Here is a 21,396-nt window from a genome sequence, read left to right on the forward strand (position 1 = left end):
CATCCCGACCCTGCGCAATCCTATCGCAGTGGTAAGTCGTTCAAGTGTGGGCACTGTGGATGGGAAGGGGATGCGGACTGGAATGGGGCCAACATGATTGCCAAGCTTGGGGCTGTCGTAAACCAGCCTAGAGGCCCGTGGTTGGCTTGCCAACTGCAGGGCTACCGAAAGCCCGCCCCGTACTGCGAAGCAGTCAGGGTCGGGTAGTTTACGTTTTTTCCATCGGTTAAGGCAGGGATCCCTTGCCGGCAGATCGAATCTTGGCTGGCAGGAGTATTGTGGGTGGGGAAGCATTTGCAAAAGGATTGTCGATGAGCTACGACGCGGTGGTGATTGGGGCCGGCCACAACGGGCTGGTGAGCGCTTGCTATTTGGCCAAAGCGGGGCAAAAAGTGCTGGTGCTGGAGCGCTATCACACCGTTGGTGGTGCTGCCATTACGGAAGAAATTCACCCGGGCTTTCGCGTGTCGGTGGCTTCCTACTCCTGTAGTTTGCTGCGCCCGGAGATCATCCGCGATCTGCGCCTGCCGGACTATGGCTTTGAGGTCTACGCCAAGCAACCTTCCTATTTCATGCCCTTCCCGGATGGGCAGCACCTCTTCCTGTATGCCGATAACCGCGCCAAGAGCAAGGCGGAAATTGCCAAGTTTTCCCGCAAAGATGCGGAAGCCTACGACCGCTGGGAGGAGTTTTGGGATCGGGTGAACGAGGTGGTGGAGCCAACTTTGATGCAGCCGCCGATTTCACTGGGCCAACTGGCGGATCGCTTTGCAGCTGCTGGCTATGAAGACGATTTCCGCCGCATCATGCTCCTCTCGACCACCGATCTTTTGGATGAATTCTTCGAGTCGGAGCAGGTCAAGGCGGCGATGGCTCCCCAATCTTTGATCGGCACCTCAGCCGGGCCGATGACTCCAGGTACGCCCTACATCTGGCTGGTCCATGCGGTAGGTCGGGCCATTGGCTCGCGTGGGGTCTGGGGCTATGTGCGCGGTGGGATGGGATCCATTACCCAAGCGATGGCCAAGGCAGCTCTGGACTTAGGGGTGGAGATCCGCACGTCTGCTCCAGTGGCGGAGATCTTGATGGAGAGTGGGCAGGCTACTGGAGTCGTCCTCGAATCGGGGGAAACCGTGCGGGCGCGGGCGGTTCTCTCCAATGCCCATCCCCAAATCACCTTTTTGCGACTCTGCTCCTCTTTGCCCCCAGACTTGCGTGACCGGCTAGAACGGCACTACCGCACCTCAGGCCCGGTGTACAAGCTCAACTTGGCCCTGGAGGAACTGCCCCGCTACACGGCGGCCCCTGCTGAAGTGCCCCCAGAAGTTGTCAGCTCTGCCACAGTGGATATTGCCCCCTCGGTGGCCTATCTGGAGCGGGCTTGGGATGACTGCAAGTACGGGATCCCTTCCCGGGATCCGTTTATCGAGATCTACAGCCAATCCCCCACCGACCCGACAATGGCTCCCCCAGGCAAGCACATTCTCTCCTGCTTCTGCCAGTTTGTGCCTTACCAACCCAAAGGGCGAGACTGGAACGATGGCCTACGGGAGGAATTTGCCGATCGGGTAATCGACAAAATTGCCCAATTTGCCCCCAACATTAAAAACGCCGTGATCGCACGGCAGATGTTGTCGCCCCTGGATCTGGAGGCCCGCTTCGGCCTTGTGGGGGGCAGCATTTTTCACGGGGAAATGACGCCGGATCAAAGCTACAACCTGCGGCCCATCTCCGGCCTGGCCGACTATCGATCCCCCATTCCCGGCCTTTACCTCTGCGGTTCAGGAGCGCACCCAGGAGGCGGAGTGACCGGGATCCCTGGCCACAACTGCGCGCAGGTGGTGCTCAGCGATCTGCCAAATCTTTAACGGACAAAAAAGGCTCAGCCACAAGGGCCAAGCCGGAACGGATTCCTGGTTGGGGATCAAACGGGCTGGCTGGATTACAGCCGCACCTCAGTTCCCTCAAAGAACCCACGGATGATCAAAATGGCCCCTTCCTGGCTAGCAGGAGTTCCTGGTTCATTTGCCGTCCCATCTTCAATGTTGCCGGTGGGGAACTCTTGTTCCAAAAACCACTGGCCGGAAATGCGCTCAGCAGAGGTCGTTGAATCGAAGACAAGGTTCAGATTTCCTCTTTGTGTTCCCCCACCAATATCAAGCCGGTTAAACGGCCCCGCCAACTGCGCCCCGGCTAGGGTGCGGAAGACGAAATCTCCTGTGGTGGGCACAATGCCTTGAAGGATAACGGGCTGAGGGTTGTCTCCTTCCGCAGGCGAGCCGGGCAAGGTACCCGTAGAGCGCTCTGTGCGCAATGAGAAAAAGTAATCAAAGGCTGTTGGGGCATCCGGACGAGTGGGAACAGGTAACTGGGGAATTGGGGTGGGGAAAGGTCGCGGTGGGGGGCTGACCTGCACAAAGTTGAGAACTGTGCTGGTGTTGGCCGGATCAAACTCCGCTTGAACACGACCGTTCAGTAAGCGGCGGATGCGAACCAACTGATTGGGCAAGATGTTTGGACGAGTGGGATCCGGAGCAAACAGTACCGACTGCGTACCCACCTGGGCAGGGCGATAGACAATCTCCGCCTGGTTGGGCCGGAAGTTCAGGCGGGCAAAGAGAGCCAAGGCATCCTCAGGAGTGCCATCGCCCGCAACACCTCGCTGCCGCACCACAAAGCTCGCGGAGAAATTGCCCGTTTGGAGAATAGCGACTACAGGACCTTGAGGTGGAGGAGGGTTGACAAAGCTTCCTGCTGGTGGGTCGCCGTTAGGGCCAGGATCTTCATAGAGTACCCCTGTGGTAGGGACAATGAGAGAAGAATCTCCCTCGAGAACGACCTGATTGCCATTCCTGTTCACCAAAATGCGGCGCACGGTGAGCGTTAAAACAGTACGGTCATCTCGGATAGCCCTGAAGGTGGTGTTCACCCGAATGCGCTGGTCGTTGGGGAGGGTCGAAATTGCAACCAGCCCGGCGATATTGAATTGCGTAGATAGCCTGCCGTCGTTGGGTCCAAAGGCAGTGATATTCACCAGCGGTGTGGTTCGCCCAATTTGGATGGCCAGCGTGCTGGAGCGAAGGGTGGAGTCGATTGTCAGCTCACTGGCTGGGATCTCGTTCACAGGCAAGATGCGGGCTTCAACATTGGCGATGCGAGCTTCACCGCTGCCTTGGAGGGGGTTGGTGCGCACAGGGATCCCGTTGTCAAACCTCGGATTGACATAGTCCAAGCGGAGGCTGGTGGTCTCCAGCACCGAGCCGGGGGTAAAGCGATACTCTTGGGCCGAGACAAAGGCAGCCGGATCTACCTGGACGGGCCCAGGCAAGGTCGGAGACTCATTAACTTCTCCGCAGCCGCCTAGCAGCAAGACTCCACACAAAACCGCCAACGAGCGACCTTTGAAGTTCATACGGCACTTCCTCACACACCCAAACCTAGGCAAATGCATGCACAAAATAGAGCAAGCGGCACCTGGCGCAAACGCTACAGGTAGGCTCACCACCCCTGCTCGAAGCCATGATACACCACAGATAGAGGATGGGCCATTTCCAGAACAATTTCTTGCATTTGCTCTGCCGCTCGCTTGACAACGCTCTAGGATGCAGTAGAACTAACAGCAGGCATCCCCCTTGAAATTGTGCAGATGCATAAGACTTGAGCAAGCTCGGTGGATCCCTGCTGGACGCTGCCTAAGACGTTTGCTGTGGTGTAAGTGAGTGGAGATTTTTCGATGAGACGACGTTTTGGCTCAGCCCTTGGCCGTGGCGGCCTCTCTCTTTGGGCAACCTGTGCTTCGGTTGCGCTGATTACCGGCTGCAGTAGCGAGACCACCAGCGGGGTGCCGCCTCTACTGGCTTCTAGCGGTGCCACGCCTCCTCCTGTGGCCGTTGCCCCCACGATTGCCCCCAATCTCACGCCTATCACCTTCCGCCCTGGTCCAGATTTCGCCCCCATCACCCCGCCGCCCATCCAGCCCGACCTACCGGATCCGCCTCAATTTGATTCGACAAATCCAAACAGCGGCTTCAATGCCGATCAGGAGTTTGCCTCGCTATCCTATAAGATCGATATAACTGGTTTGATCGTGCGTGGGACCATTGCTAGCGTTGATGTACAGGTTTTAAACATCACCTGTGGAACAGACGTGACAGATGTTATACTCCCAACTGCTTTAGAACAATTTAAGAATCTATTGATTGGCAGAGGAAATACATTCCTTGATGCGACGGGAATTACCTTTAGCTTTACTTTTCCGACGGATCCCCGCTACTTTAATGATCTCAGAATTCTTTCTAAAGCCATTCGTGGCGTTCGTAGAGTTGATGCACAGGGGCAGGTTCAGATCACAGACGAGCTGACTGGTGATGACATTCTGATCATCTTAACTATTCGTGATAGTTTTGGTCAGGTGCTAAGAGTTGACGATTCTATATTTAGTGGAGAAGAAAGCCGAACAGAAATTCGTGGCTCTCAGATTCCTGCTTGTGGAAATCTGTAGAGAAGGTAATCCCAGCAATGGCTTGCCAAATGAGTTAAAGGCTTAGTTGAGAACTTCAGTGAGTGTGAGAGGGTGTGGTGATGATTAAGTTTAAAACACTGGCAATAGGTGGAACCTCGCTTGTGTTGATGTCTTTGACTCTTATTGGGTGTCAACAGGCTAAGGATAAAAATGTTACAAGTTTTTTGCCAGGGCCAATCATCCCTGTGCAAAACCCAACTGTTGAAACAGGTGGAACCAACGTGGGATCTAGTCCTGTAGCTGCAGCTCAACCCACGCCAGGAATCCCTCGGCCTGTTTCTGCACCGACCATTGACCCAGTTGTTACCCCTGATGCTGTTCCTCCGATTGTCGCTGAAGGGCCTGTAGCTCCTGCTCCAATTCCCCCAGTCTTGACGGTCTCTATTTTGCCCGGTCGAGATCGAATCGATACTGTAATCCCTGTAAATACAGGAACTGGTCTTGGTTCTGGTCTAATTTCTGGGACAGCCAATGTTAATGCAATTGTTGCAAGAATTTCTGGCGGCATTTCACCAATTACTGTTAACGTTCAAATTGATCCAACTCCTGCGTCACCCACGATTACTAATCCAAATGGCACTTTCACAGCCTCGTTCTCCTTTGATTTTATCAACAATCAAGTTTTTATCAACGCTGCATTTATTTTCCCTGGAATTTATGATTTGCAAATCTCAGCTGTAGATGCCACTGGACAGCTGGCCGTAGGAAATATAACTATTGTAGTAACTCAAGGCGGAGGTGCTTAACTTAAAGCTGTACGATAAATTTCATCGCAATTAAGTCTCTGCAGCTCCAAGTATCAATCCAAGTATCAAGTAATCAGTCATCTTTCTAGCTCAACTCTTTGCCGTAGCTTCTCAACGAGAAGCTGAGTTTATCTTCCTTGAAAGTGGCCATGCTTCACTGTCTTCAGTCCTCAAATTTCAATCATGGGATCCTTCCAAAATCACTATAGTAATCCAGTCTGAGTATTAAGACGAGTAGCTACTAGGCAGTCTTGGCCAGAGAGGATTTCTGGGAAAATGAATGATGGGTTCACAATTCAATACAGATTGCTCTACAACTCTTCAAAAGTCTGTATAAAGCTAGGGAGCGGCTAAGGTTTGTCCTAGCAAAATGCAAATACGCCAAGGTGCCTCTCCCAGGCGCTAGGAGTGCTTGGTCGGTGCTTTCTGGAATCAGATGGTAGGGCTCATATTCGGTTCTGAACTAAGCTATCAATGATGTTGCCCAATCCAGGAGGGCGTTCACTGCTTCTAGGTCTTTCGCTTCTGAGTACAGCCGCAGCAAAGGCTCGGTGCCGCTGCCGCGAATCATCACCCAACTGCCGTTGGCGAGGGTGAATTTGTGGCCATCTTTGTCGAAATATTTGATCACCTTCTGCCCCAAAATCTCAGCCGGGGGATCCATTTGCAGCCGTTGGAAGAGCTGGGTTTGTTGATTTTGATCGGCGAGGTGGAGATCGCGGCGCAGGTAAACAGAGGTGAACCCTTCCCGTTCCTGCAAAGCCCGGTAGATGGTGCTGAGATCTTGGCCGGTTTCCGTAACCGCTTCGATGAGATACAGGGCCGAAAGCAGGGCATCCCGCTCGGGAATGTGGCCCAAGTAGCCGATGCCGCCCGATTCCTCTCCACCCAAGAGCACCTCTGTGCTCATCATGCGCCCGGCGATGTACTTAAAGCCCACCGGCATTTCCGTAACCGGTAGGCCATAGTGCTGTGCAACTTTAACAAACAGTTCGGAGCCGCTGATGGTTTTGACAATCTCGCCCCGCAAGCCGCGTCGCCCGGCCAGGTGGTCGATCAAGATGGGGATCAGGATCTGGGGGCTGAGGAAATGGCCTTGCCCATCCAGGGCGGCAATGCGGTCGGCATCTCCATCAAAGACCAGGCCCATTTTCAAGGGGGCCGGATCCGCTGCGATGATCTGAGCGGAAGCCTGCAGGTTTTGCGGCAAAGGCTCAGGGGGAAATCCCCCAAATAAGGGATCCCGGTGGGCCTGCAATTCAATCACCTTCTCCCCCAGTAGGCGCTTGAGGCCACCGGCGCCAGAGCCAAACATGACATCCACCCAGATCTTGGCCGGGGATCCTTTGAGCTTTTCCAGATCCACAAAGCGGCTGAGCTGAGCCAGGTAGCCGGGCCAGGGATCCCAGGTGTGGATGGGGGCCTTGTGGGATCCAAGAGGCTGGAGGCTTTGCAGCTCCTGCTCGATGGCGGCGGTAACTTCCGGGGGCACGGATCCACCAAATCCCCCCTTGACCTTGAGGCCGGAATAGTGGGGGGGGTTGTGGCTGGCGGTGATCACCAAAGCGCCATGGCAGCCTCGCTCCTTAGCACCCCAGCTAAAGGCCGGCGTTGGGGCCACACAGGTGGAGAGGTAAACTGGGATCCCCAGGCGGGCCACCACCTCAGCAGTGTGGGCGGCAAAGCGTTCCGAAAGAAAGCGGTTGTCGTAGCCGACCAGGATCCCTTCGCCGGGGTAGGTGCGGGCCAACACTTGGGCGCTGGCCTGGGCGGCAAGGGCCAAGTTTTGGAAAGTAAAGGCATCGGCAATCACGGCTCGCCAGCCGTCGGTGCCAAAACGGATCGGGGTATCGGCCATAGTGGTGTTGCGGTGGGTGCTGCCGCTTCAAGTCATAGCACGAGGTAGGCGTTTCGGTGTTCGGTCTGCTCTCAACTTCTTCACTCCTTCTGAGATGGGATCCCTCTCGCAGGGGCCGCAGAAGCGGCTAGAGTAACCTGGAAAGCGTTCCGCTCCTGTGTGCCATGACTCAGCAACTGACTCTCGACGGACTGGGATTGGGATCGAATGGGGGATCCCGTCTGGGTCGGGTGATTGTAACCGATTTGCAGGGGGAGATGCAGCGCTCCTACCTGGAATACGCCATGAGCGTGATCGTGGGGCGGGCCTTGCCGGATGTGCGGGATGGCCTCAAGCCGGTACACCGCCGCATCCTCTACGCCATGCACGAGCTGGGCCTGACGCCGGATCGCCCCTACCGCAAATGCGCACGGGTGGTGGGGGATGTGCTGGGGAAATATCACCCCCACGGGGATCAGGCAGTTTATGACGCGCTGGTGCGCATGGTGCAAGACTTTTCCAGCCGCTATCCCCTGGTGGCGGGACACGGCAACTTCGGCTCGGTGGACGATGACCCGCCGGCGGCTATGCGCTACACGGAGTGCCGGCTGGCGGAGCTGAGCCACACAGCGCTTCTGGAGCAGGTGTCGGAAGAGATCGTCGATTTCATGCCCAATTTCGACGGATCCCAGGCGGAGCCCACCGTTCTCCCGGCCCGATTGCCCATTTTGCTGCTCAACGGCTCTTCCGGCATTGCCGTGGGCATGGCCACCAATATCCCACCCCACAACCTGGGGGAAGTGGTGGATGGCCTGTTGGCTTTGATCGACCATCCCGACCTCAGCCCTGAGGAACTGTTGCGGTGGATCCCAGGGCCGGATTTTCCCACCGGCGGCCAAATCTTAGACAGCCAAGGGATCCGCGCAGCCTACCTCACCGGGCGCGGTTCCATCACCCTGCGGGGGGTAGCCCGATTTGAGGAGATCCAGCCGGGCAAAGGACGCCACCGGCGGCCTGCTCTAGTCATCAGCGAGTTTCCCTACCAGGTGAACAAAGCCGCCTGGATCGAAAAAGTGGCCGAGCTGGCCAACCAAGACCGCATCAGCGGCATCGCCGATCTGCGGGATGAGTCGGATCGCAGCGGCATTCGCGTGGTGGTGGAGCTCAAGCGAGAAGCCAACCCGCAGGCGGTTTTGCAGCAGTTGTATAAGCTCACCCCTTTGCAAAGCAACTTTGGAGCCATCCTGCTGGCTTTGGTGAACGGGGAACCGCGGCAGCTCAGCCTCAAGGACATCCTGCAACACTTCTTGCAATTTCGCGAGGCCACCCTCAACCGGATGTTCCGTGCCGAGTTGCAGCAGGTGCAGCGCAAGGCGGAAGAGGTGGCAGGAATGTTGCTGGCGTTGGCGGATCTGGAGGGGGTGATCGAGCTGCTGCGGCAAGCGCCCGATGGCACCACGGCCAAAGCCCAATTGCAAACTCGCCTGGGCTGTACCCCCCAGCAGGCAGAGACGATTTTGGCCATGCCTCTGCGTCGCCTGACGGGATTGGAGCGGGAACGGCTGCACCAGGAACACGCCCAGTTGCAGACCCGCATCGAAGAACTGCAGGGGCTACTCAGCGACCGCCGCAAGCTCTTGAATTATTTGAAAAAAGAGCTGCGACACCTGAAAAAGACCTTCGGGGATCCCCGGCGCACCCAGATCCTCTCGGCCTCGGAGCTGGAAGCGGAAGTGGCCCAAATCCCCAGCGGCGAAGAGACGGAAGAGACCCACTTCTTGCTGCAATTCACCCGCAAGGGCTATGTGCGCCGCCTGCCTCTGCCTAGCCGTCGCTCCCGCAGCAACCCGGCGCAACGGGAACTGGGGGAAGATGTGCTGGTCGGCCTGGAATGCGTCACGCTGGAGCAGGAAATCTTGGTGCTCACCGCCGGCGGCAAGGCTTTTACCGTGCCCATCGCAGGGATCCCCCTCAGCACTGGGTCCTCACGGGGGGTACCCCTGCTCACCCTTCTTCCCAACCCTGAGCCGATCGTCGCCACCTTCACGTTGGCTCCGGATCCGGGCAAGGCAAGTTTGGTGGTGCTCAGCCGGCAGGGGCGGATCAAGCGGGTGGCCCTGGCAGAGTTGATGGGCCTCACCCAACGGGGATCCACCGTCCTCAAACTAAAGGAGGGAGATGAGCTGGGCTGGGCAGCCCTTTGGGATCCCGGCCACCAAGGCTACAGCGTCGTCCTGGCTACTTCAGGGGGACGGGTGCTGCGGCTGGCTGCCGAAGGGATCCCTTTGATGGGTCGAGCGGCTATGGGATCGCCGGCCCTGCGCCTGGGGCGCACCGAACAGATTGCAGGTATGGCGCTGGTGCCCTCCCAAGGGATCCTGGTTCTGGCCAGCCGGTCGGGCTATCTGAAGCGCTTGTCTCTGGAGGAGATCCCCATCTTGGAGCGGAGTCCGGTGGGCGCGCCGGCCTTTCACTTCTCCGACCGAGGGGATGTGCTGGTGGGCTTGGTGGGTCTCCCCCCCGAGCTGGAGAGGCCTTCCCATCTGCAACTGGATGTGATCACGGAGTCTGAACAGGTGTACTCCTTCTCTCCTGCCGAGATCCCGCTGCAAAGCCGCTCCGGGGGCGGATCCCTCCTGGTCAAAGGGGAGCGGGTCAGGGAGTTGCGCCTGTTCTGGCCGCAGTGGCTGCCGGAAGGCGATGTGGGATAGCTCTTGGGGGAGCAGAAGATCCCTAGGACGAAGAGCCTTCCCCAGGCGAGGCCGAATCGGTCGGCGGGGAGCCGGGATCCGTCTCCGGCACTTCGGGATGGCGAACGGGCTTGGGTAGGGTGCCACCTGACCTGATAACCAAACAGCGCACGGTTTGGTGCAGCTCCTCCAGCAAAATGCTGATGGCAGAGCGGAAGTCTCGGTGGTCATCTCGCATTTGCTCCAGCATGGCGCGGATGACTTCCTGACAATCCTTCAGGATGTGCTGCTGCTGGGCAACAATCTGCACCAGTTCGCTTTGTTCCTTGAGCAGCTCCCGCAGACAAGAGCGCAGCTCTTCCACATGGCTCTGCCAAAGGGCCTGTCCTTCCCGCAGCTCCATCACGCTGGTGCGCAAATCGGCGGTCGAGTCTCTTAGGGCTTCGCTGTGGCGGCGCTCGGCTTCCAGTTGCTTTTGCTGCTCCTGCTGCTGTTGGCGCAACTCAGAATTGGCCCGCAAGTTGGCTTCCGCTGCCCTGAGCAATTGAGCCAATCGAACCTCAGTAACAACCCAACGCTCTTCCGGGGAGAGAGATCGACCTCGGCCAACTCGCCTGCAGAAGTACTTCACAGTCGCTGCACCCTATACACAACTCTCTACTTTAAATCAAAGCACCATAGGACTTCAGCCCAAGCAGAGACCTGTCTATCGGGCTTTGTCCCGGCTGTTTTCTGGGTTTACCCAATGTAGCCATGATAGCGGATGCCGAATCCAGAAGTTCGGAAGACGGAGCTGCCCCTCTCCAGGGATCCCAGTCGTTCTTCTAGGATGGTGGAGAGTTTGGATAAAAGAAACCATGCCTTCACTTGCAAATCAGGTGGTGCTGATTACCGGCGCCTCTGCTGGAATTGGGGAAGCCGTCGCTCTGGAGGCGGCCAAACGCGGGGCTCGCTTGGTGCTGGCGGCCCGCCGGGAAGGGCTGCTGCGAAACGTCAAAGACTTGGTGGAGAGTCGGGGAGCGGAGGCGCTGGTGGTGCCCACCGACATGGCCGATACGGCCCAGGTGGAGGCACTGGCCCAAAAGGCTCTGGATCATTTTGGCCGGGTGGATATCCTGGTGAACAACGCCGGCTATGGCCAGATGGGGCCGGTGGAAGAGGTGGATGTGGCGGCCATGCGGCGCCAGTTTGAGGTGAATGTATTTGGCCTGCATGCTCTCACCCGTGCCCTCTTGCCCCAAATGCGGGAACGGGGCAGTGGCCGCATCCTCAACCTCAGCTCGGTGGCCGGCCAGCTGTCCATGCCTTTCAGCGGCGTTTACAACGCAACCAAGTTTGCTGTGGAGGCCCTCAGCGATGCGTTGCGGGTGGAGGTAGCCCCCTTCGGCATCAAGGTCATCTTGATCGAGCCGGGGCCGGTAGCCACCGAGTTTGGCCGCGTGGCGGAAGAAACCTTTGCCGCTGTTGTCAACCCCAACGGCCCCTACAAGGCGATCTTGGACAAGACCGCCGATCTGGCCAGCTCGTTTAACAAAATGGCCTGGCCGGTGGAGAAGGTGGTGGAGCCGATCCTGAGGGCGATGACCGATCCTCACCCTTCCGACCGCTACACCGCTTTCACGGGGGGTAAGGTGGCGTTGGGGCTGATGCGGCTCATGCCCGCTGCTCTGGCTGACTCCATGTGGCGGCGCGTCTATGGGCTGGATGGTCTGGGATCCCCCGGCTCGGCCTAACTGCAGGCTTGTGGCGGGCATCGGATGGGGCAGGGATCCCTCAGGAGCTCATCCTTGCGGGGGTAGGGTTGTGCCTTCCAGGAGGGACAGGTTAAGTTTGTTAAAGGACTTTTAATAACCGAGCGTTCTCTTCCCTATGAACAAGCCTCTATCTCCCCAGCGCTGGCTGATCGCCCTCCTGCTGGGCTTTTGTCTCTGGCAGGGATCCGGCCTGGTGCTGCAGCCTGCACCCGCCCATGCAGCTTTGGCCTCGGCCCTCACCTACGATCGCTTTTTGCGCTACGTCGAGGAGGGGCGGGTTACGGATGTGCGCCTCACGGACAACAATCTGGTAGCTGAAGTTACGGCTGTGGATCCCCAGACCCAGCATTCCACCCGCTACCGAGTGAACCTGCTGCCCAACACCGTACCGCAACTGGTGGACCGCCTCACCGAGCAGGGGATCGAAGTGGCAGTGGTACCCACCCGCAATGGCAGCGCCTTTTGGGCGCTTCTGGGCAACCTGGTGATCCCGCTGTTGCTGTTGGGAGGGTTGTTCTTTTTCCTGCGGCGTGCCGGTGCTGGAGCGGGCGGCCCTGGGCAGGCAATGAACTTCGGCAAATCGCGGGCCCGCTTTCAGATGGAAGCCAAAACCGGCGTTAAGTTCGACGATGTGGCCGGGATTGAAGAAGCCAAAGAAGAATTGCAAGAGGTGGTTACCTTCTTGAAGAAGCCGGAGCGCTTCACCGCTGTTGGGGCCAAGATCCCCAAAGGCGTGTTGTTGGTGGGGCCGCCGGGGACGGGCAAAACCCTTCTGGCCAAGGCCATTGCCGGCGAGGCAGGAGTGCCTTTCTTTAGCCTGTCCGGCTCTGAGTTTGTGGAAATGTTTGTCGGGGTGGGTGCCTCTCGCGTGCGGGATCTCTTCAAGAAGGCCAAGGAGAATGCGCCCTGCATCGTCTTCATCGACGAGATTGACGCGGTGGGCCGGCAGCGGGGGGCCGGCATTGGCGGGGGCAACGACGAACGCGAGCAAACCCTGAACCAGTTGCTCACCGAGATGGACGGCTTTGAGGGCAACACCGGCATTATCGTGATTGCCGCCACCAACCGCCCTGATGTGTTGGATGCCGCTCTCTTGCGTCCGGGGCGCTTCGACCGCCAGGTTACGGTGGATCGGCCTAGCTTTAAGGGGCGCTACGAGATCTTGCGGGTGCATGCCCGCAACAAGAAGCTGGCGGAAGAGGTCAGCCTGGAGGCGATTGCCCGCCGTACCCCCGGCTTTGCCGGCGCGGATCTGGCCAACCTGCTCAATGAAGCGGCCATTTTGGCGGCCCGCCGTCAGCGCATGGCCATCACCAACCAAGACATTGACGATGCCATCGACCGCATCACCATCGGCCTGACCAAGCCCCCGCTGTTGGACGGCAAGAGCAAGCGCCTGATCGCCTACCACGAGTGTGGCCATGCCCTGTTGATGACACTTTTGCCCCACGCGGATCCCTTGAACAAGGTGACCATCATCCCCCGTTCCGGCGGCGCAGGTGGCTTTGCCCAGCAACTGCCCAACGAGGAGCAGATCGACTCCGGCATGTACAGCCGCGCTTGGCTGCTGGATCGGGTGGTGGTGGGCTTTGGCGGTCGGGCGGCCGAAGAGATCGTCTTCGGCTACTCGGAAGTGACCACCGGAGCCAGCAACGACCTGCAGCAGAACACGAATCTGGTGCGGCAGATGGTGACCCGCTTTGGCATGTCTGAGCTGGGGCCCTTGATGCTGGATCCCCCCAACAACGAGGTATTCTTGGGCGGCGGCTGGATGAACCGCGTCGAGTACTCGGAGGATGTGGCCGCCAAGATCGACCGCCAGGTGCGGCAGATCCTGGAGAGCTGCTACCAGAAGGCCAAGCAGATTTTGCTGGAGCACCGCCCTCTGCTGGATCGATTGGCCGATACCTTGGTGGAACGGGAAACCCTGGATGGCGACGAATTCCGGGCGATTGTCTCAGAGTATGTGCCCATCCCGGAGAAGGCCGGCCTGCCCAGTCCACTTGCGGAAGCGGGACGGAGTCCAAAGTTGGTCTAAGGGATCCCATCTCCATTGCCAGATAGACAACTGGGGGGGTTGTTGGGGCTGGATCCCGGCAGCTGCCCCCTTTTCCTCGCGAGTTTTGGGTTGCGTTGGGCTGTCGCATGCTCTCTTCGCTCTCTGCTTTGCCGGTTCACCTTTATCGCTGCCTGAGCTGCGGTCGGGAAGGGTTGACCCAATCACCAGGGCGGGAACAGGGATCCGTGGCAGATCGGGTTTATTGTCCCAGTTGTGGCCAAATTTACCCCATCACCGCTTCTGGGGCTGTGGATTTTATCGGCAGCTCATCGGACCTGCATCTCACGCCGGCCCAAGCCATTGCCCATCTGCCTGGGTTTGCCTGGGGCTACGATCGCCTCTGGCGGCCCTGGGCTCTGTCGCTGCTGACGGGGGAGAGCTTTGGGAGCGAGCGGGAGAGTCAACTGCTGGCCGAGTTGGTGGGGGAGGGGGATCCCATCTTGGATTTGGGCACTGCCGGGGGGTACTGGAGCCGCTTGCTCCTGGCCAAGGATCCACAACGGACGGTGATCGGCCTGGACAATGCAGCAGGGGTATTGGCGGAAGCCGCTCAACAAGCGCAGCCCCACTGGCAGCACTACAGCCTGATGCGGGCCCGAGCCGAACAGCTTCCCCTCGCCTCTGGAACTTTTGGGGCGGTGATCAGCGGGGCCACCTTGAACGAATTGCCTTTGGATCCCTGTTTGCGGGAAATTGCCCGCGTCTTGAAACCGGGAGGGGCCTTTGTCTCGATGCACAGCCAGCAGGTACAGGGATGGGGGCAGATGGTGCAGCAATGGCTGGAAGCCACCGGCCTTCATTTTTTCTCGGAAACCCAGTTGCGCGAGCACCTTCAACAGGTGGGGCTGCAGTTGGAGCGTTATCTCAGCTTGGGTTGGGTGGCCTTTGTGCGGGCAGTGCGCCTCTGATCTGGGCTGGGTTGAGGTGGCCATTCATTGAGTCCAGAGCGGAGCCATCACCCAAATCCAAGTCGCGTCGATCCCCAGCCCTCCTCTTCCACCGGGAGAGGGCCTGGGAGTGAGGGCGAGAGCGCAGGCTAGGGGATCCACTCCAGCCCAACGCCAAAGCTAAACTCCCGATCCAAGGTCGAGTTGCGCAGGCTATAGCGAGCAGAAAGACGAAAAGAAGGGCTAATGGCATAGGCAGCGGTGATCTCCGCCAGGGTGGCCTGTCCTTCTTCCGGCTCCTGGGGGGCAACCCAACTGTAGCTACCGGTCAAATCTGCAGCTCCGGGAGCCAAGGCCAAAACGGCAAAAGCCCCATAGCTAACTCCGCTGAGGCTGCGGTTTTTTTGTTCCAAAGCCCGATACCCCAGTTGTGGCGCCAGATTAAAAGGGGATCCCAGGGGGGCCAGAAAGTAGCGCATCTCCGACCCGTACTGGCGCACTTCGGGATGTTCGGAAGATTGGCGATAGTCACCGCTGAGGGTGAGGCGATCTCCCAGACGCAAATCCTGCAGGCTGATTCGCCAGTGCGAAGAGGACTCAAAGCCGGCCTGCAAGCGCGTGGGCAAGACAGGGGTGTTGCGGATTTCTTCCAGGAGATGGGGCGGGTTTTGCAGCCAGCGGCGCAACACGGGGCTGTCTTCTAAAATTCGGTCATCCAAGCCCAAATCCAAAGCGGCTGAGAGGGTGGCCGGCACCGGATCTGGAATAGGGGCTTGCTGGGAATTGGCCCAAACCGGCCGCTCAGGCACCAGTCCAGCCCAGAGGAGCAGCATACCCAGGCGAAGCCCTTTGCCAGACTGTCTCACCACCTGCAACCACATTCATTGCGTCCCTACTGTAGCTGCTTTCCGAGAGATTCTCCACGCAGACGGGCAGAGCCAAAGGGCGGCAACAACACCTCAAAGACGGCTCAACGGCAACAGAAAGCCTAGCTGTTCCGGCTGTTGGCAACCACCCGCAAGCGCTCGACCAATTTTTGCAGTTGCCGTTCAAACTGCAGACTTTCCCGCTGTAGCTGACTGACTTTCTCACAGCTATAGAGAACGGTGGTGTGATCTTTTCCCCCAAAGTAGTCGCCAATTTTGGGCAAGCTGAGGTTGGTGTAGTGGCGCATCAAAAACATGGCAATTTGCCGTGCTTGGCTGATGTCACGCTTGCGGGAGGATCCCAGTAAACTGTCTCGGTCGATGCCGAATTCTTCACAGACCACATCGGTAATCATGTCGGCGGTGATCTCTTTCGGCTCGCTGGGGGGATTGAGGATGGGCTGAATCGTCTCCACGCTCATCGGCAAGCCAGAAATGGAAACATAGGCGACGGCGCGGATCAGGGCACCTTCCAGCTCGCGGATGTTGCTGGTGTAGGTGGTGGCAATGTACTCGATCACGTCGGCGGGCAGGTTCATCCCCTCGTACTCGGCTTTCTTCTTCAGAATGGCCATGCGGGTTTCGATATCCGGCGATTGAATTTCCGCAATCAAACCCATGGAGAAACGAGAACAAAGCCGCTCCTGCAGACGCGGGATCAAATGGGGGGAACGGTCGGCGGCCAGTACGATCTGTTTGCCGGACTCGTGCAGCGTATTAAAGGTGTGAAAAAACTCCTCTTGGGTGTACTCTTTGCCTTCGATAAATTGAACGTCATCCACCAATAAAATATCTACATCTCGATAGTGCTCCCGGAAAGACTGCATGCTGTCTCGCCGGATGGCATCGATTAAATCGTTGGTAAACCGTTCGGTGGACACGTAAAAGACTTTGGCCTGTGGATTTGCCTCTAGCTGGTAGTGGCCAATGGCCTGCATCAGGTGGGTTTTGCCCAGCCCTACCCCGCCGCAGAGAAACAGGGGGTTGTAGGCGCGTCCGGGCTTGTCTGCTACGGCCAAGGCCGCTGCGTGGGCCATGCGGTTGTTGGGGCCGACCACAAACCGTGAGAAGGAATACTTGGGGTTGAGATCCGGCGCCCGCATCGGCAGGCTGCCGCCGACTTCCAGTCCTAGGGTGGTGGAGGCAGGTAAGCTGCCGGCTCTGCGCGATGTTGGGGAAATCGCCCTTGAAGGGGGTTCTTCCTCGACCGGAGCATGGGGGGAAACGGAAAACTCCACCTGCAAAGGGATCCCGGCTACCCGCTGCACCACCTCGGTGATGGTGGAGGCGTAGTGCTTTTGCAGCCAGCCCCGCGCCCATTCGCTGGGGGTACAGATGGTGAGGCGGTTGTCCACCAACGATTCAGCCCGCGCCGTTTTGATCCAAGCCTCAAAGGTTGGGCGGCTGAGCTGCACCTGCAGATGACACAGGGCTTCATCCCAGAGCTGATCCAGGGAAATATCCACACCACACACTCAGAGCGACACAGCAGAAGCCCAGAGGAAACAGCGGCGGCTTCCTCGACAGGAGCTTCGGGATTCCCAATTTAACTGCTCGGCGCGGGGTGGCCAATCTAGCAATTTTCCATTGAGTCTGCTAAGATTAAGCGTCTGCGATCAGTTTCAAGCGGGCTAATTTCGGTCTGGTCAGCTCTGGCAAATGATCTTGGATTCATAAGTTGGCTTCTCACCATGACTCAGCGTACCCTTCGTGGCACCAATCGCAGACGCATTCGGGTTTCTGGGTTTCGGGCCAGAATGCGAACGGCAACTGGGCGGCAGGTCTTGCGGCGACGGCGGGCCAAGGGGCGTTATCGCCTGGCGGTTTCCTAAGCCCTTTGGTTGGATATTGGATCCTAATCTGGGATTTTTGGAGCGTTGCAGCCCAAAACAGGCTGACTTCGGGGCCCAAATAAATGTTGCCGGCTCCTCATCGATTGCGGGATCGACGAGCTTTTCAGGCGCTCTACCAGGGGGGCCAACGTCGTTCCGGTGCAGGCTTGACCCTGCTGTTTCAGCCGATGCCCGCAGGGTGCGAAGGGATCCCTAGCCAGGTGGGACTGGTGATCGGCAGAAAGGTGAGCAAATCTGCCGTAAAACGGAATCGGCTGCGACGCCAGTTGCGAGAAATCTTGCGCCCTCTGTGCCCAAACCTGAAACCCGGATACCGGCTGCTGTTTATCTCCAAGGCAAACTTACTGACCTACCGCTGGCCGGAGCTGAGGGCGGAGGTGCATCGTCTTTTACAAAAGGCCGATCTGCTCGTCGGCACAGATGTAGACTCAACAGGTGCAGACTCAGATGCCAAGCCGTCCTAAGAAACTTGAGCTGCACAGGTTTTTGCTACCCATGCTAGCCTGTTGCCATCATCTGCCGGTGGTCACGCTAGATATGGGGTGTGATGTACGTCAAGCGGATTGAGCTGACCCGATTTAAGTCCTTTGGTAGCACAACCTCGATACCCCTGTTGCCGGGGTTCACGGTTATTTCTGGCCCCAATGGCTCCGGTAAGTCTAACATCCTGGATGGGATCCTGTTTGCGCTGGGGTTATCGTCCTCGCGGGGGATGCGGGCAGAGAGGCTGTTGGATCTGGTGCATTCCGGCAGCCTCAACGGCAATCGGCAGGTGGAAACCCATGTTTCTGTCACCTTTGAGCTGGGGCCGGGAGAAGATGGTCAGCCCAGGGAATGGAAAGTCAGTCGCCGGCTGCGGGTCAAGCCCGGAAAGGCTGAGGATCCCACTCGCGATAGCGGGACGGATTCTCTCCCCTACACCAGCACTTTCTACATCAACGATGTGCCCTGTACCCTGAGCGAGCTGCACGAACAACTGGAGGCGATGCACATCTACCCCAACGGCTACAACGTCGTTTTACAGGGGGATGTCACCAGCATCATTTCCATGCACCCCAAGGAACGGCGGCAGATCATCGACGAATTGGCGGGGGTGGCCACCTTCGACCGCAAGATCGCCCAGGCCAACAGCAAGCTGGAGGCGGTACGGGAACAAATTGAGCGCTTTCGGCTCATCGAACAGGAATGGCAAGCTCAAGGAGAGCGGCTGCTCAAAGAGAGCGAAAAGGCCCAACACTATCAGCAACTGCGGCTGCAGTTGCAAACGCTGGGGCAGCAACAACAGGTGTTGCTTTGGCGGCATTTGCAGGCCCAAGTGGAAGAAACCCAGGCGGCCATTCAGCAGCTTCTGGAGGCTCAGGAGCAGGCCACTGCTCAGGTGCAGACCTTGAACGATCATTTGCAACAGGCCGAAGCCGCCCTGGCCGAGTTGCAAAGCCGCATCCATGCTCTTGGAGAGGAGGAATACCTGCACCTGCAAGCCCAAATCGCCGCCGCCGAAGCACAGCGGCAACAGGTCAGCCAACAGATCGCAGCCTGGCAGCAGGAGATCGAGCAAGCGCAGCGCCTACATCAGGAGCGGCAAACCCAACAGCAGCATCTGCAGGCGGAGCTGGAACACCTGCACAGCCAACAAGAGCAACTGGCCCAAGCCCAGGGATCCCTGCAGGCCCAGGTTCAGAAAGCCCAAATTAGCTTGGAACAGAGCCGCGAACAGCTGCGCGCCCTAGCCCAATCCGCCGATGCCTGGGTGAAACAGCAGCGCTACCTCACCCGCCACATTGAGGAACTCCGCGCTGAACAGGAGCCTCTCCAACAGGAGCAAATTCGCCTGCAAGAGCGACAACGGCAACTGGAACGACAAAGCCAAGAGATCCAGGCGGAGATTGCCCAGATCGAGGCGTGGCTGGGATCCCACCTGGCCCTCACCGCCGAGCTGGAACACACTTGCCGACAGTCGGAAGCTCAGGTTCAAACTTTGGCCCAAGAGCTGGCGCAACTGCAGGCCGGCCTGGAGTTGGATCGCGCCACCCACGAGCGCCTGGCCGCCGAGCTGCACGCCAAGCAGCGGCAACTGGACAAATGGGAAACCCGCCGCCAAGTGTTGCAAGAGTCCCAGGGATCCCGAGCGACCCAAGCCATCCTGAGTGCCCGTCTGCCGGGGGTTTTGGGGTTGGTGGCCCAGTTGGGGCAGGTGGATCCCCAGTATCAACTGGCCCTGGAGGTTGCAGCAGGCAACCGGCTGCACTTTGTGGTGGTGGAGGATGACACCGTGGCCGTGAGCGCCGTCAACTTTTTGAAGCGGGAAAAAGCCGGACGCGCCACCTTTTTGCCCTTGAACAAGCTCCAGCCCACCCGCCCCCCCAGCCCCCTGAAATTGGACGGCCTGATCGACTACGCCATTCGTTTGGTGCGTTTTGAAGAGCGCTACCGGGATGTTTTCGGCTTTGTGTTCGGCTCCACCCTGGTTTTCCAAAGCCTAGAGCTGGCCCAGCCCCACATCGGCAAGCACCGCATGGTTACTCTGGAAGGGGAGCTGTTGGAAACTTCGGGCGCCATGACCGGCGGCAGCGCCCCCCAGCGAGCTGGGATCCACTTTTCTGCCGGCGAACCTTCCGAGGAGGCCGCCTTGCGCTCTCGCTTGGCCGAGCTGGAGGAACTGCTGGCCACCCTCACCCCGCGCCTACAAGCAGCCCAAGCCCGCGAAAAACAACTGGCCCAAGCCCTGCTCCTGGCTCGCCAAGACGCCCTGCAAGCCCAGCAATATCTGGAGCGGCACCAAGCCGACTGCCAAAAGCAACAGGCCCGCCTGCAACACCTGCAGGGATCCCTGGCACAACTGCAAGCCGAAAGCCAACAAGCCCAGCAGCGGCTCCAGCAGATTCAACTGCGCTGGGATCCCTTGCAACAGCGCCTAGCCGATCTCGCCCTCAAGCTCAGCCAACTGGAGGGATCCCCGGTGAACCAGCATTGGCAGCAACTGCAGCAGGCGGTGCAGCAGCAAGAAAGTCGCTTGGCAGAGCTGCAGCAGCAACTGGCCCAACTGGAGCGGCAACAGCAGGAGAACTCCGGCCAACAACACCTGAAACAGGCCCAAATCCAGCACCACCAGGAGCGCCTGCAGGAGAGCAAACAGCGCCAAGCCTATCTGCAGGAGCAAATCGTCCAAGCCCAAGCCACCCTTGGCCAAATCCAGCAACACCTTGCCGAGCAACGGCAACAGATGAGCCAGATCGAGGCCCGACTTTCCCACCTGCGCCAAGAGCGGGATCGGCAAGAATTCCAATTGCGGGCCCAACAACAGCAGATCCAACGCCTGGAGTGGGAACGCTACAACGCCCTCACCCAACAACAGGAAAAAGAGGCTCTGCTGGCCCAACTGCAAACCCAACTGCAAGCGGTGGTTCAAGAGCTGCCGGATCCGCTGCCCGACTTGCCCGCCACCCTGACCTTAGACGAGCTGCAGCGGCAAAAACGCAAAATCGAAGAGCAATTGCGATCCCTGGAGCCGGTGAACATGCTGGCCATCGCCGAATACGAACAGACCCAAGCTCGCCTACGGGATCTCAGCGCCAAACTGGAAACCCTGCACCAAGAGCGCACCGAGTTGTTGCTGCGCATCGAGAACTTTTCCACCCTGCGTCGGCAAGCCTTCTTGGATGCCTTTCATGCCGTCAACGGCCATTTTCAGACCATCTTTGCCCAACTTTCCGATGGGGATGGCCATTTGGAATTGGAAAACCCAGAGGATCCCTTCGCAGGCGGTCTAACCTTGGTGGCCCACCCCAAAGGTAAGCCGGTGCGCCGTCTCAGCGCCATGTCGGGAGGAGAAAAATCCTTGACAGCCCTCAGCTTTATTTTTGCTCTCCAGCGATTCCGCCCTTCCAGCTTTTACGCCTTTGATGAAGTAGATATGTTTTTGGACGGGGCCAATGTGGAAAAATTGGCCAATATGATCTGGCAGCAATCTCGTCAGGCGCAGTTTTTGGTGGTCAGTTTACGCCGCCCGATGATCGAAAAAGCTGAGCACACCATTGGTGTAACCCAGGCCCGCGGTGCATACACTCAGGTGATCGGCCTGACCAAACCCGCCCCTCACCCCAGTTAAGATGTGGCTTGGTT

15 protein-coding genes and 1 pseudogene are annotated in these 21,396 nt (G+C 58.5%); 11 read left to right on the plus strand and 5 right to left on the minus strand.

Annotated elements, in window-relative coordinates; genetic code table 11:
• Together NW842_RS01470 and NW842_RS01475 are read left to right on the plus strand one after the other, a co-directional pair.
• A pseudogene (locus NW842_RS01470) lies at positions 1–207 on the plus strand (RNA-guided endonuclease TnpB family protein); the annotation flags it as partial.
• Between the two features lie 104 nt (positions 208–311).
• A complete protein-coding gene (locus tag NW842_RS01475; protein WP_414350049.1) occupies positions 312–1,868 on the plus strand; it encodes a phytoene desaturase family protein in 1,557 nt (518 codons plus the stop codon).
• A gap of 74 nt (positions 1,869–1,942) precedes the next feature.
• Here the strand turns inward: NW842_RS01475 and NW842_RS01480 are convergent, their stop codons facing one another.
• Entirely contained in the window at positions 1,943–3,412 is a 1,470-nt protein-coding gene (locus tag NW842_RS01480) for a hypothetical protein (RefSeq protein ID WP_414417330.1), read from the minus strand.
• 321 nt (positions 3,413–3,733) lie between these two features.
• Here NW842_RS01480 and NW842_RS01485 point away from each other — a divergent pair, with 321 nt between their 5' ends.
• Together NW842_RS01485 and NW842_RS01490 are read left to right on the plus strand one after the other, a co-directional pair.
• Positions 3,734–4,501 (plus strand): hypothetical protein, encoded by a 768-nt coding sequence (locus NW842_RS01485; protein ID WP_414417331.1) that lies wholly within the window; start codon positions 3,734–3,736, stop codon positions 4,499–4,501.
• Between the two features lie 80 nt (positions 4,502–4,581).
• Positions 4,582–5,268: a hypothetical protein gene (locus NW842_RS01490; RefSeq protein ID WP_414417332.1), complete on the plus strand. Its 687-nt coding sequence runs from the start codon at positions 4,582–4,584 to the stop codon at positions 5,266–5,268.
• Between the two features lie 463 nt (positions 5,269–5,731).
• Here the strand turns inward: NW842_RS01490 and NW842_RS01495 are convergent, their stop codons facing one another.
• Complete coding sequence (locus tag NW842_RS01495; RefSeq protein ID WP_414417333.1) at positions 5,732–7,126, minus strand: phosphoglucomutase/phosphomannomutase family protein; 1,395 nt, start codon at positions 7,124–7,126, stop codon at positions 5,732–5,734.
• 164 nt (positions 7,127–7,290) lie between these two features.
• Here NW842_RS01495 and NW842_RS01500 point away from each other — a divergent pair, with 164 nt between their 5' ends.
• Positions 7,291–9,816 carry a DNA gyrase/topoisomerase IV subunit A gene (locus NW842_RS01500; RefSeq protein ID WP_414417334.1) on the plus strand — a complete coding sequence of 842 codons (2,526 nt, stop codon included), beginning with the start codon at positions 7,291–7,293 and terminating at the stop codon, positions 9,814–9,816.
• Positions 9,817–9,838: 22 nt separating this feature from the next.
• On the opposite strand, the gene NW842_RS01505 is transcribed toward NW842_RS01500, so the two are convergent.
• Entirely contained in the window at positions 9,839–10,348 is a 510-nt protein-coding gene (locus NW842_RS01505) for a hypothetical protein (protein WP_414342192.1), read from the minus strand.
• 304 nt (positions 10,349–10,652) lie between these two features.
• Here NW842_RS01505 and NW842_RS01510 point away from each other — a divergent pair, with 304 nt between their 5' ends.
• The 3 genes from NW842_RS01510 to NW842_RS01520 all read left to right on the plus strand — a co-directional run bounded on the left by NW842_RS01510 (position 10,653) and on the right by NW842_RS01520 (position 14,516).
• Positions 10,653–11,528, plus strand: coding sequence for an SDR family NAD(P)-dependent oxidoreductase (locus tag NW842_RS01510; protein ID WP_414417335.1), 876 nt, complete (start codon positions 10,653–10,655; stop codon positions 11,526–11,528).
• A 136-nt stretch (positions 11,529–11,664) separates the two neighbouring features.
• Positions 11,665–13,587 carry an ATP-dependent zinc metalloprotease FtsH gene (gene ftsH / locus NW842_RS01515; protein WP_414417336.1) on the plus strand — a complete coding sequence of 641 codons (1,923 nt, stop codon included), beginning with the start codon at positions 11,665–11,667 and terminating at the stop codon, positions 13,585–13,587.
• Between the two features lie 107 nt (positions 13,588–13,694).
• On the plus strand, positions 13,695–14,516 hold the full coding sequence (locus tag NW842_RS01520; RefSeq protein WP_414342194.1) for a class I SAM-dependent methyltransferase: 822 nt from the start codon (positions 13,695–13,697) through the stop codon (positions 14,514–14,516).
• Between the two features lie 128 nt (positions 14,517–14,644).
• Here the strand turns inward: NW842_RS01520 and NW842_RS01525 are convergent, their stop codons facing one another.
• Both NW842_RS01525 and dnaA read right to left on the minus strand, forming a co-directional pair.
• Complete coding sequence (locus tag NW842_RS01525; RefSeq protein ID WP_414417337.1) at positions 14,645–15,328, minus strand: hypothetical protein; 684 nt, start codon at positions 15,326–15,328, stop codon at positions 14,645–14,647.
• Between the two features lie 155 nt (positions 15,329–15,483).
• Positions 15,484–16,887 (minus strand): chromosomal replication initiator protein DnaA, encoded by a 1,404-nt coding sequence (gene dnaA, locus NW842_RS01530; RefSeq protein ID WP_414417338.1) that lies wholly within the window; start codon positions 16,885–16,887, stop codon positions 15,484–15,486.
• A gap of 225 nt (positions 16,888–17,112) precedes the next feature.
• On the opposite strand from dnaA, the gene rpmH reads away from it, so the two are divergent.
• From rpmH to smc, 3 genes are all read left to right on the plus strand, one after another.
• The gene (gene rpmH, locus NW842_RS01535; RefSeq protein WP_011434477.1) at positions 17,113–17,253 is read left to right on the plus strand and encodes a 50S ribosomal protein L34; all 141 of its coding nucleotides are present in this window, start codon (positions 17,113–17,115) and stop codon (positions 17,251–17,253) included.
• Between the two features lie 83 nt (positions 17,254–17,336).
• Positions 17,337–17,738, plus strand: coding sequence for a ribonuclease P protein component (rnpA, locus tag NW842_RS01540; protein WP_414355543.1), 402 nt, complete (start codon positions 17,337–17,339; stop codon positions 17,736–17,738).
• A gap of 80 nt (positions 17,739–17,818) precedes the next feature.
• Complete coding sequence (gene smc / locus NW842_RS01545) at positions 17,819–21,382, plus strand: chromosome segregation protein SMC (RefSeq protein ID WP_414417339.1); 3,564 nt, start codon at positions 17,819–17,821, stop codon at positions 21,380–21,382.
• Positions 21,383–21,396: the final 14 nt, after the last annotated feature.

The organism is Synechococcus sp. R55.4, assembly GCF_047461935.1.
Taxonomy (GTDB): domain Bacteria; phylum Cyanobacteriota; class Cyanobacteriia; order Thermostichales; family Thermostichaceae; genus Thermostichus.

Excerpts from the sequence above, each read along its gene's own strand:
- rnpA (WP_414355543.1), top strand. The coding sequence starts at position 17,337 with ATGTTGCCGGCTCCTCATCGATTGCGGGATCGACGAGCTTTTCAGGCG.
- NW842_RS01500 (WP_414417334.1), top strand. The coding sequence starts at position 7,291 with ATGACTCAGCAACTGACTCTCGACGGACTGGGATTGGGATCGAATGGG.
- NW842_RS01495 (WP_414417333.1), bottom strand. The coding sequence starts at position 7,126 with ATGGCCGATACCCCGATCCGTTTTGGCACCGACGGCTGGCGAGCCGTG.
- ftsH (WP_414417336.1), top strand. The coding sequence starts at position 11,665 with ATGAACAAGCCTCTATCTCCCCAGCGCTGGCTGATCGCCCTCCTGCTG.
- NW842_RS01480 (WP_414417330.1), bottom strand. The coding sequence starts at position 3,412 with ATGAACTTCAAAGGTCGCTCGTTGGCGGTTTTGTGTGGAGTCTTGCTG.
- NW842_RS01525 (WP_414417337.1), bottom strand. The coding sequence starts at position 15,328 with ATGCTGCTCCTCTGGGCTGGACTGGTGCCTGAGCGGCCGGTTTGGGCC.
- NW842_RS01485 (WP_414417331.1), top strand. The coding sequence starts at position 3,734 with ATGAGACGACGTTTTGGCTCAGCCCTTGGCCGTGGCGGCCTCTCTCTT.
- NW842_RS01520 (WP_414342194.1), top strand. The coding sequence starts at position 13,695 with ATGCTCTCTTCGCTCTCTGCTTTGCCGGTTCACCTTTATCGCTGCCTG.
- rpmH (WP_011434477.1), top strand. The coding sequence starts at position 17,113 with ATGACTCAGCGTACCCTTCGTGGCACCAATCGCAGACGCATTCGGGTT.
- NW842_RS01475 (WP_414350049.1), top strand. The coding sequence starts at position 312 with ATGAGCTACGACGCGGTGGTGATTGGGGCCGGCCACAACGGGCTGGTG.
- NW842_RS01510 (WP_414417335.1), top strand. The coding sequence starts at position 10,653 with ATGCCTTCACTTGCAAATCAGGTGGTGCTGATTACCGGCGCCTCTGCT.
- NW842_RS01490 (WP_414417332.1), top strand. The coding sequence starts at position 4,582 with ATGATTAAGTTTAAAACACTGGCAATAGGTGGAACCTCGCTTGTGTTG.